At 65.0% G+C, this 10,484-nt stretch carries 7 protein-coding genes and 1 rRNA gene; 6 read left to right on the forward strand and 2 right to left on the reverse strand.

Features of this window, described 5'->3' with window-relative positions; translation table 11 throughout:
- The 6 genes from rrf to F2P45_RS30510 form a co-directional block, all read left to right on the forward strand.
- Positions 1-101, forward strand: a 5S ribosomal RNA gene (gene rrf, locus F2P45_RS30485); the annotation flags it as partial.
- A 186-nt stretch (positions 102-287) separates the two neighbouring features.
- Positions 288-1,283, forward strand: a complete 996-nt coding sequence (locus F2P45_RS30490; RefSeq protein WP_223164858.1) for a phosphodiester glycosidase family protein — start codon at positions 288-290, stop codon at positions 1,281-1,283.
- A 60-nt stretch (positions 1,284-1,343) separates the two neighbouring features.
- Positions 1,344-2,780, forward strand: a complete 1,437-nt coding sequence (locus F2P45_RS30495; protein ID WP_166881977.1) for a DUF3375 domain-containing protein — start codon at positions 1,344-1,346, stop codon at positions 2,778-2,780.
- Positions 2,777-3,385 carry a DUF4194 domain-containing protein gene (locus F2P45_RS30500; RefSeq protein WP_166881978.1) on the forward strand — a complete coding sequence of 203 codons (609 nt, stop codon included), beginning with the start codon at positions 2,777-2,779 and terminating at the stop codon, positions 3,383-3,385. Before F2P45_RS30495 ends, F2P45_RS30500 begins: the two co-directional genes overlap by 4 nt.
- Positions 3,382-6,771, forward strand: a complete 3,390-nt coding sequence (locus F2P45_RS30505; RefSeq protein ID WP_166881979.1) for an ATP-binding protein — start codon at positions 3,382-3,384, stop codon at positions 6,769-6,771. The genes F2P45_RS30500 and F2P45_RS30505 overlap by 4 nt, the downstream gene beginning before the upstream one ends.
- Positions 6,772-6,778: 7 nt before the next feature.
- The gene (locus F2P45_RS30510; RefSeq protein ID WP_166881980.1) at positions 6,779-8,020 is read left to right on the forward strand and encodes a DUF3322 domain-containing protein; all 1,242 of its coding nucleotides are present in this window, start codon (positions 6,779-6,781) and stop codon (positions 8,018-8,020) included.
- Here F2P45_RS30510 and F2P45_RS30515 read toward each other — a convergent pair.
- Both F2P45_RS30515 and F2P45_RS30520 read right to left on the reverse strand, forming a co-directional pair.
- Complete coding sequence (locus F2P45_RS30515; protein ID WP_166881981.1) at positions 8,013-8,852, reverse strand: alpha/beta hydrolase family protein; 840 nt, start codon at positions 8,850-8,852, stop codon at positions 8,013-8,015. The two genes, F2P45_RS30510 and F2P45_RS30515, sit on opposite strands and share 8 nt — an antisense overlap.
- A 147-nt stretch (positions 8,853-8,999) precedes the next feature.
- Entirely contained in the window at positions 9,000-10,412 is a 1,413-nt protein-coding gene (locus tag F2P45_RS30520) for a DUF2867 domain-containing protein (RefSeq protein WP_166881982.1), read from the reverse strand.
- Positions 10,413-10,484: the final 72 nt, after the last annotated feature.

A 10,484-nucleotide genomic window follows, 5' to 3' on the forward strand; every position in this document is an offset into this window, starting at 1 on the left:
AGTAAATCGGTACCACCCCTTCCCATCCCGAACAGGACCGTGAAACGATTTTACGCCGATGATAGTGCTGCAACCAGTGTGAAAGTAGGTCATCGTCAGGCTAGTTATAAGAGAAAGACCCCGGTAAGCCTAAGCGCGCTCAAGATCGCGCTTAGTGCAAACCGGGTTTTTTTTCGTCCGCGTTTTCCTCATCCCTCCCACTTCACACAGCCTTCATTCTCGCTGCACACTGCCGCGCTATCCTGATTCCACTGGCAATGCTGCCGATTTTTGGAACAAGGTAAAAAGTGAAAATACGATCGATCCTGAAACGGCGCCGCCTGATGGCCTGCCTGGCGCTCTTGCTGCTCGCTGCCGCCGGTGTTTGCTGGTTCATCTGGGAGCGCAACGGGGCCTACGGATTCAACGTGCTATGGCGCCGCGGCGGCACCTACTGGGTCAATGTCGAACCCGACGATCCGCGCCTGTCGCCCGGGATGCGGGTTGCGCTCACTGTGCCGGCACCCAAGGCGACGTCGGGGCCGATGAGCTGGCAGGAACGCGAAAAAGGATTCGAGGTGGCCGAGTTGCCGGTCATGGTCGATGGCCGCGAGGTCGACAGTATCCTGCTGGCGCGTATCGATCCCGCGCAGTATCGCTTTGTCGTGCGCAATGCGCCGGCCGGTGACAAGGGCATCGATGAATGGGAGCGCGCCGTGCCGCAAGCGCGCCTGATCGTCAACGGCAGTTTTTTCGGCCTCAAAGGCTTGCCCGACACGCCTTTCATCAGCGAGGGAACGGTGATGGGGCCGAGCCGCTACAACGCCCGCGCCGGCGCCTTCGTGGCCGATGAACATGGCGCCGGCGTCACGGATCTGCGCGATGGCAACTGGCAACAGGCACTCGCCGGGGCCACCAACGCCATGGTCTCCTATCCACTCCTGATCGGGGACGATGGACAGACCCACGTGAAAACCGACAGCCGCTGGCTGGCCAACCGCAGCTTCATCGCCCAGGACCGGCAGGGGCGCATCGTCATCGGTACCACCAAGGACGCATTCTTCTCGCTGGCGCGGCTCGCGGTCTTCTTGAAGGAGTCGCCGCTCGACCTGAAAGTCGCGCTGAACCTCGATGGCGGACCGCTGGCGTGCCAGAGCGTGCGTTTTCCCGGTTACGAGCGCAAGCTGTACGCTTTGTGGGAGTCGCAGATGGTGGACGATCAGGTCAAACTGCTCAGATGGCCAATGAGTGACGCGACCTGGGCGATGGCAATCGTGCTGACCGTGGAGCCGAAGAACGACTAGCGCCGGCGCCCCGATCTTTGGTGGTAGAGTGTCGGTCACGCCGAACCACTTCCCATAGCGATGGACTACCAGCAACTCGTAACGCAGCGGCGCACGCATCCCGCATGGCGCCTGCTCGCCGCCGACAACGCCGCGATGATCGCGAGCTTCCTGCACGCGAGTTTCATCGCGCCGAACCAGCGCACCATCGGCCGCCAGCAACTGGCCTCGCAACTGGACGATCACCTCTATCATCTGCACCAGGGCGCCGGCGAGATTGTGTTCCCGAAAGCCGCCACCGCCTACCTGGACGACTGGGCTTCCGACGAACGCGGCTGGCTGCGCAAATACTACCCGCCGGGCGACGACGAGGCGCACTACGACCTCGCCTCGGCCACCGAGCAGGCGCTCGAATGGCTCAAGAACCTCGGCCAGCGCAGCTTCATCGGCACCGAGTCGCGCCTGATGACGGTCTTCGACCTGCTGCACCAGATCGTCGACGGCAGCGAACTCGATCCGCGCGCGCGCATCGCCGAGCTCAAACGCCGCAAGGCCGACATCGACGTCGAGATCGCCGAGATCGGCGCCGGCCAATTCGCCCTGATGGACCCGACCCAGGTGCGCGAGCGCTTCCTGCAAATGGCCGCCACCGCGCGCGACCTGCTGTCGGACTTCCGCGCGGTCGATACCAACTTTCGCACGCTCGACCGCCAGGTGCGCGAACACATCGCCACCTGGGACGGCAGCAAGGGCGAACTGCTGCAAGCGATCTTCGGCCAGCGCGACATGATCGCCGACACCGATGAAGGGCGCAGCTTCCGCGCCTTCTGGGACCTCTTGATGTCGCCGTCGCGCCAGGACGAACTTACCAGCCTGCTCGACGCGGTGCTCAAGCTCGGCCCGGTGCGCGAGCTCCAGCCGGACGCTCGCCTGCAGCGCATCCACTATGACTGGCTCGAAGCGGGCGAAGTCACCCAGCGCACCGTCGCGCGCCTGTCCGAGCAGCTGCGGCGCTACCTGGACGACCAGGCCTGGCTGGAAAACCGCCGCATCATGCAGCTGATCCGCGACATCGAACAGAAAGCCCTGGCCCTGCGCGGCGAGGTCGACGAACGCGCCTTCATGGAGATCGACGACGCCGCGCCTTCGCTGGGCCTGTCGATGGACCGCACCCTGTACAATCCGCCGTTCAAGCCGAAGATCACGCAGCAGATCGTCAGCGACGACGGCGTCGAGATCGCGTCCGACGCGCTGTTCGAACAGATTTACGTGGACCAGCTGCGCCTGATGTCGAACATCCGGCGCGCGCTGCAGACGCGCCAGCAAGTCTCGCTCGGCACCCTGGCGCGCGAGTATCCGATCCAGCAGGGCCTGGCCGAACTGGCCACCTACCTCAAGCTGGCCACCCAGGACATGCGCGCCGCCATCGACGACAATCAGTCCGAAACGCTGGACTGGCTCGACGACAGCGGGCGCCGACGCCAGGCCACGCTCCCTCTTATCATTTACGCGGCATGAACCCTGAACCGACCACTCCCAACGACCAGAACCGCCTCGGCCAGCTGCTGGTAGCGCTGTTCCAGGCGGTGCTGTACCGCGACACCGACGGCGCCCTGTGGCAGGCGCTGATGGATCTGCAGGCGCGCGTGCGCGACTACGCCGCCACCATCGGCCTCGAACTCATTCTCGACGACGCCGAAGGCTACGCCTACCTGCGCCAGCGCCCCGCCGTGGCGGGCGAACCCGAGCTGCCACGCCTGGTCGCGCGGCGCCAGCTCAGTTACCCGGTCAGCCTGATCCTGGCCCTGCTGCGCAAGAAGCTGGCCGAATTCGACGCCACCGGCGGCGAGACGCGCCTGGTCGTCGACCGCGACCAGATCGCCGAACAGGTGCGCCTGTTCCTGCCCCAGACCGGCAACGAAGCACGTCTGCTCGACCGCATGGATGCGCACCTGAACAAAGTCGTGGAACTGGGCTTTCTGCACCGCCTGCGCGGCCAGGAGAACCAGTTCGAAGTGCGCCGCATCCTCAAGGCGTTTGTGGACGCCCAGTGGCTGGCCGACTTCGAGCAGCGCCTTGCCGGCTACGCCGCCCACGCCGCCAGCGGGGAGGAGGAGGCATGAGCCAGGCGCCCGTGGTCGACATTCCCGCATTTGACGGCGGCGAGGCGGCGCTGGAGCGCGCCGGTTTCCGGCTGCGCCACTTCGAGGTCTTCAACTGGGGCACCTTCCACGAGCGCGTCTGGCGCCTGCACCCGGGTGGCGACAACATGCTGCTGACCGGCGACATCGGCTCCGGCAAATCGACCCTGGTCGACGCCATCACCACCTTGCTGGTACCGGCCCAGAAGATCGCCTACAACAAGGCGGCCGGCGCCGACGCGCGCGAGCGCAGCTTGCGCACCTACGTCATGGGTCACTACAAATCCGAGCGCGGCGAAACCGGCCTGGCCGCGCGCGCCGTCGCCCTGCGCGATCACAACAGCTACTCGGTGATCCTCGGCGTATTCCACAACGAAGGCTTCGACCAGACCGTCACCCTGGCGCAGGTATTCTGGTTCAAGAATCCGCACGGCCAGCCCGAACGTTTTTACGTCGTGGCCGACAGTGCGCTCTCGGTGGCCGAGCACTTCGCCGGCTTCGGCACCGACATCGCGCAACTGCGCAAGCGCCTGCGCGCGCTGTCCGGCGTCACCCTGCACGAAAGTTTTCCGCCGTATGGGGCCGACTTCCGGCGCCGTTTCGGCATCGCCAGCGAACAGGCGATGGATCTGTTCCACCAGACGGTGTCGATGAAATCGGTCGGCAACCTGACCGACTTCGTGCGCGACCACATGCTCGAAGCGTTTCCGGTGGAGGCGCGCATCGGCGCCCTGATCGCCCACTTCGACGACCTCAATCGCGCCCACGAAGCGGTGCTCAAGGCCAAGCTCCAGATCGAGCAGCTCACGCCCCTGGTGGGCGACTGCGACCGCTACGCGGTGCTGCAGGAACAGGTGCTCGAGCTGCGCGGCTGCCGCGAAGCGCTGCGCCCATGGTTCGCCCATCTCAAGGGCGAGCTGCTGGAAAAGCGCATCGGCATCCTGCGCTCGGAGCGCGACAAACTGGCCGGGCGCCTTGACCACCTGAAGGAAGAGAAGCGCAGCCAGATGCTGCGGCGCGACGATATCAGCCAGGCCATCGCGGCCAACGGCGGCAACCGCATCGAGCAAATCAAGGGCGAAATCGCGCGCCTGCAAGCCACCCGCGACGAACGCACGGCCCGCTCGCGCCAGTACGACGCGCTGGCCGCCGCCGTCGGCTTGCCCGGTGCGGCCGAAGCGAGCATGTTCGACGCCAACCGGCGCGCCATCGACGATGGCAAGGCCGGGGCCATCGCGCGCCGCGACGACGCGCAAAACACATTGATGATGGCCGGCGTGAGCCTGCACGAACTGCGCGACCAGCATGGCGCCATCACCACCGAACTCGAATCGCTGCGCCAGCGCCGCTCCAACATCACCAGCCAGATGCTGGCCCTGCGCGCCGCCCTGTGCGAGGCGCTGCGCATCGCACCGGATGCCTTGCCCTTCATCGGCGAATTGATCCAGGTGCGCGAGGAAGAACGCGCATGGGAAGGCGCGGCCGAGCGCATGCTGCACAGTTTCGGCCTGTCGCTGCTGGTGCCGGAAGCGCACTACGGCGCCGTGGCCGCCTGGGTCGACGCCACCAACCTGGGCAACCGGCTGGTATACTTTCGCGTACGCGCCAGCGTGACGGCCGACCACCACGGCCTGCACCCCGACGCGCTGGCGCGCAAGCTGGCGATCAAGCCCGATTCGCCGTTCTACGGCTGGATCGATGCCGAACTGGCGCGCCGCTACGACCACGCCTGCTGCGACACGCTCGACCAGTTCCGCCGCGAGAAGCGCGCCGTGAGCCGCAACGGCCAGGTCAAGGCAGGCGGCGAACGCCACGAAAAGGATGACCGCCACCGCATCGACGACCGCTCGCGCTACGTGCTCGGGTGGTCGAACGAAGGCAAGATCGCCGCGCTGGCCAGGCAGGAACGCGACCTGTCCACGCGCATCCAGGTGCATGCGGCAAAGATCGCCTCGGTGAAAGGCGAGGTCGATCGCCAGAACGCCTTGCTGGGCAACTGGAATCAACTGGCGACCTACGCCAATTTCGGCGAACTCGATTGGCGCCCGCTCCTGTCCTCCATCGACGCGCTCGAACGCGAACAGGACGCGCTGGCCGCGTCGTCCGACCTGTTGCGCACCTTGCAGCAGCAGTTCGCCGAACTGACCGCGGCCCAGGCAGTGACCGAAGCGCAGTTCAACAGCGCCACCATCGAGCAAGCCAGGACGGTCGAGAAGCTGGAGGTGGCCGGCGCCGCCCTGGACGACTGCGCCGCCTTGCTCGAAGCGACGCCGGAGCAGGCGCGCGCGCAGTATTTTCCGGTGCTCGACGTCTTGCGCGCCGAAGTGCTGGGCGAGCATACGCTGACGGTCGAATCGTGCGACAACCGCGAAAAGGACATGCGCCACGAACTGCAAACCCGGATCGACGCCGAGCAAAAGAAAATCGGCGCCCTGCGCGACGCCATCATCGGTGCCATGCGAGACTACACCCATGCCTGGCCGCTGGACGCGCGCGAGGTCGATGTGGGCATCGGCGCCGCCGCCGAATTCGCCAGGATGCTGGCGGTGCTGCAAGCCGACGACCTGCCGCGCTTCGCCGGGCGCTTCAAGGAACTCCTCAACGAAAACACCATCCGCGAAATCGCCGGCTTCCAGTCGCAGCTCAAGCGCGAGCGCGAAACCATCCGCGAGCGCATCGACACCATCAACGCCTCGCTGTACCAGATCGACTACAACCCGAACCGCTACATCGCGCTCGAAGCGGAGAACAATCTCGACGCCGACCTGCGCGACTTCCAGCAAGACTTGCGCAGCTGCACCGAAGGGGCACTGACCGGATCGGCCGACGAGGAGTACTCGGAAGCGAAGTTCTTGCAGGTCAAACGCATCATCGAACGTTTTCGCGGACGCGAAGGCACGGCCGAGATGGACAAGCGCTGGACGCGCAAGGTCACCGACGTGCGCAACTGGTTCGTGTTCTCGGCCTCCGAGCGCTGGCGCGAGGACGGCCGCGAGCACGAACACTACACCGACGCCGGCGGCAAGTCGGGCGGCCAGAAAGAGAAGCTGGCCTACACTGTGTTGGCCGCCAGCCTGGCTTACCAGTTCGGGCTGGAGTGGGGCGTGGTGCGCTCGCGCTCCTTCCGCTTCGTGGTGATCGATGAAGCCTTCGGGCGTGGATCGGACGAATCGGCGCGCTACGGCCTGGAACTGTTCAAGCGCATGAACCTGCAACTGCTGATCGTCACGCCGCTGCAAAAGATCCACATTATCGAACCGTACGTATCGGGCCTGGGCTTCGTGCACAGCGAAGAAGGACGGCAGTCGATGCTGCGCTACCTGACCATCGAACAGTACCAGGCCGAGCGCAGCGCGCGCGCCGCATGAGCGCCGTATGAGCGCAAGCACGCCATGGTCGACCGCGGCCACGGTCCGCGCCCAGGTGCAGCGGCTGTGGGACGATGGCCGCCTGCTGGCCGCGCGCGCCGGCGGCGAGGCCCTGTTTCCGCTCGAACTGCGCCTGCGCCAGCCGACCGTGGCGCAAACCGGCGAACGCTTCGAGGAAGTGCGCGCCTGGATCAGGGAACTCGACGCCGGCAGCGCAAGCGCGCGCGGCTTCGGCTACCGCATCGTCTGGCGCGAGATCAATCACCGCCAGCTCGGGCGCAACCGCATTCCCGACAGCGTGGTGTTCGACAGCGACACCGACGCGCTGCGCCTGATCGGGCGCCAGCTTGATGCGCGCCGTTTCGACCAGCTTGCCTCCGACACCATCAAGCTGTTCCCGCAACTGGCCGGCTGGCTGGCGCGGCGCGCGCTGGTGGTGCTGGAGCAAAGCGAGGCGTGGGCACGCATCCTCGCGATCCTGGAATGGTTCGCCGGCCATCCGCGTCCCGGCCTGTACCTGCGCCAGCTCGACATTGCCGGTGTGGACAGCAAATTCATAGAAACCCGCAAAGCGCTGCTGGCCGAACTGCTCGACCTGGTGCTGCCGTCTGGCGCCATCGATGTGAACGCGGTTGGTGCGCGCCAGTTCGAAGCGCGTTACGGATTACTGGGCAAACCGGCGCTGCTGCGCTTTCGCGTGCTCGATCCGGCGCATGCCATTGGTGGCCTGTCGGACCTGGCGGTGCCGCTGGCGCAGTTCGCGGCGCTGCAAACGCAGGTGCGGCGCGTCTTCATCACCGAGAACGAAATCAACGGCCTGGCTTTTCCGGCGGTAGCGGACGCGATGGTGATTTTTGGCGGCGGTTACGGCGTCGAGCGGCTGGCCGGCGTGGGCTGGCTGGCCACGCGCGAGGTGTTTTACTGGGGCGATATCGACACCCATGGCTTCGCGATCCTGGACCGCCTGCGTGCCGGCGTTCCGCACGCGCGCTCGATCCTGATGGACAGCGCGACCCTGATGGCGCACCGCGCGCTGTGGGGGAAGGAAGACGCCGACAAGCGTTTCAGCGGGCAGCCGTCAAGGCTGGAGCGCGACGAGCTGGCGCTGTTCGAGGCCTTGCGCGACGATGTGTTCGGCGAGCGCGTCCGGATGGAGCAGGAGCGCCTGTCGTACGGCTGGGTGCAACAGGCGCTGGCTGCGCCGCGGCCGGCGGCCGAAGAGCGTGCCGCCGGGCCGGAACTTACTTGATCGAAGCGAACAATGCGAGCGCTTTCGCGATCGCCGGTGCCATCATGGATTGGTGATCGCCGCTGACAACCTCATGCTGGCAGACCGAGGTTTTTGCGACCAGTGCACAAAACTCGGCATTGGTCGCTTTCACCCTCGGATTATTGCTTTCCGAGAAAAGATACAAAGGGGTGTTTACGCTGTCCGCATAGAGATAGGGATTGCGGATCTTGCGCTCCCTCTCGTTGTTTTTATCGAATGGAATGCTTCTGAAATGGTCGATCCATTCGAGCAGGCGGGGATATCCACTGAGCGAGACGCTGGCCTTGAATGGCGATTGCATTTGCGCCACCAGGACAGCAAGGCTGCCCCCCACACTGTGACCCATCACAAAAATACGGTTTTTGTCGACCCCGGGAACGGCCGCCAGATAGCGGCCTGCTGCAATAGCGTCATCGACTTCGCCGCCGAAGAGCTCGAAATTGCCCGGGTTGCCATTTTCGCCCCGCAGGCGTGGCATCAGCAGAATATAGCCGGCATCGACAAGGGCCTTGGCCGCGTCCCAGTCGTCCTCCCCGAAAGAGAATCCCCCATGCAAAAAGACGACTGCCGGTGCGAGCTTCGTCGTTGGCGCCGATGTCGACATCCACGCTGCTAACTGCAAAGGTCCGGACTGGTAGCCGACCTCTTTGACGCCGGCGGGAGCTCGCAGCGCTGCGAAGTCCTGAGGGGCTTTTGCCGACACGGTAAGCCGGGTGGAGTACGCCTGGCGCGCATCTCCCAGGGTGCCCGCCATTGACGCCGAGGAAAAGGCAAGCAAGGCAAAAGCGAGGTGTTGCTGGATCAATTTCATAGCCATTTTTTAGAAGAGTTCTGTTGAAAGTAAATTGATTGGGTGCTGCTGCGCGATCGACAAGCTGTCGCACAGCGTACGGCGACGCGGGACCATTGGCGCGACTGGCGCCAGCGAGTTCCGGGGGGCGCGGAAAGGATCGCGAGCTTACGCGGCGGCCGCGTTCAGTGCATCGGCCGGCGCATGGATCTGCGCGTGCGCCACCGCCATGCGCAGCATGGTCGGCGTCACATAGGCGCGGTGCGTGCGGTCGATCGCCCACATGTAAAAGCGCCCGAACAGGTTCTTGCAGCGCACGCGCGAGCCCAGGCTGAACTCGACCTGGCCGCCCTTGACGATGCGCACCGCCACGCAGGTGCGGAACGACAGATGCTTGTCGTCGGCGCCCAGCACCACTTGCGCGCGCGTGTTGTGCTCGTCCGTGCCTTGTTCGAGCACCGGAAAGCGGTTCGCGAACAGGCGGCTCTTGTCCGGCGAGAGCAGCGACGATACCGGACAGCCCAGCGACGAGGTGCGCAGGCCCATCGGCCGCACCAGCACGTTGCGCACCGCCATCATGCGCGTGACGCCGCGCGGCGGATTTTCCACGAAGCCGTCGAGCAGCCGCGTCAGCAGCGCCGTCGCATTGGCCTCCTGGAAATTCGCCAGCGGCATGGTCAGGGTGAACGTATCTTCGTGATGAAACGGCGTGCCCTCGAATTGCTTGAGCAGCAAGGAAGCAGCCGGCGTGGCGTCCAGTTCGCGTACCTCGGCGCCGCCGCCGTGATGCGACACATAGCCTTTCGAGCGGCGCCATGCGCCCCATTTGCCGAGAATCGTGCCGACCTGGCCGCGTGCCGTGTGGCACATCGCCCGCTGCAAGGTGCCCGGCGGCGCTTCCAGCGACAAATCGACCGTCGCGAGGTGCCCCTTGGCCATTGCCTCATCGAGCAAATCGGCCACTGCTTGCGGCAGCAGCGAGGTCAGCGAGGGAATACTGGCTTCGTTCGCCATGACCTGTTTGCGCAGATCGTCGGACAAGTCGCCGCCGAGCTCGTTGGTGTGGCAGGACAGCGCAAAAAACACCGGATGCGGGCTGTTGCGCGTGAGCGGCGCGAACTGATGCCAGGTCTCGCCGCCGAAGCGCACCGTGAACATGCAATCGGGCGGAATGTTGATGCACTGAAGCGCGCGCAGGAAACTGTGCGGATCTTCATCGATTTGCGCCGTGGAAGCGCTGGAAAAACGCAACTGCGCGCCGCCGCTGCCCGAAATGGCCGTGAAAATGCGATGTCCGGCGTGCCGGTGAAACGGGTGCCCTTTCGGGCCGACAACGAAGGAGTACAGCGACGTGGGATCGCCCTTGTCGAAATCGGTGCCGCCCAGCTTGGCCGACGGCTCGTCGAGCTCGTCGACGAATTCCTGGTGCTGCTGTTGCCGCGCCGATACGCTGGCGAACAAATGATTGCCCGAGCCGTGCACCAGTTGCGCGATCAGCGACACTTCGACCGGCAGTCCGCCCGAGCTGGACGGAATCCGGACCGAAGGAAAGGTTTGTACAACCTTAATCATTGACAACATGGCACGTCCACAGAGAGTAAATTATTGCCCTCATTCTACACATGGTGTATGTACCCCAAGCAGTCAAGCTGC

Source organism: Massilia mucilaginosa, from assembly GCF_011682145.1.
Classification (GTDB): domain Bacteria; phylum Pseudomonadota; class Gammaproteobacteria; order Burkholderiales; family Burkholderiaceae_D; genus Telluria_A; species Telluria_A mucilaginosa.

Excerpts from the sequence above, each read along its gene's own strand:
- F2P45_RS30515 (WP_166881981.1), bottom strand. The coding sequence starts at position 8,852 with ATGAAATTGATCCAGCAACACCTCGCTTTTGCCTTGCTTGCCTTTTCC.
- F2P45_RS30505 (WP_166881979.1), top strand. The coding sequence starts at position 3,382 with ATGAGCCAGGCGCCCGTGGTCGACATTCCCGCATTTGACGGCGGCGAG.
- F2P45_RS30500 (WP_166881978.1), top strand. The coding sequence starts at position 2,777 with ATGAACCCTGAACCGACCACTCCCAACGACCAGAACCGCCTCGGCCAG.
- F2P45_RS30510 (WP_166881980.1), top strand. The coding sequence starts at position 6,779 with ATGAGCGCAAGCACGCCATGGTCGACCGCGGCCACGGTCCGCGCCCAG.
- F2P45_RS30495 (WP_166881977.1), top strand. The coding sequence starts at position 1,344 with ATGGACTACCAGCAACTCGTAACGCAGCGGCGCACGCATCCCGCATGG.
- F2P45_RS30520 (WP_166881982.1), bottom strand. The coding sequence starts at position 10,412 with ATGTTGTCAATGATTAAGGTTGTACAAACCTTTCCTTCGGTCCGGATT.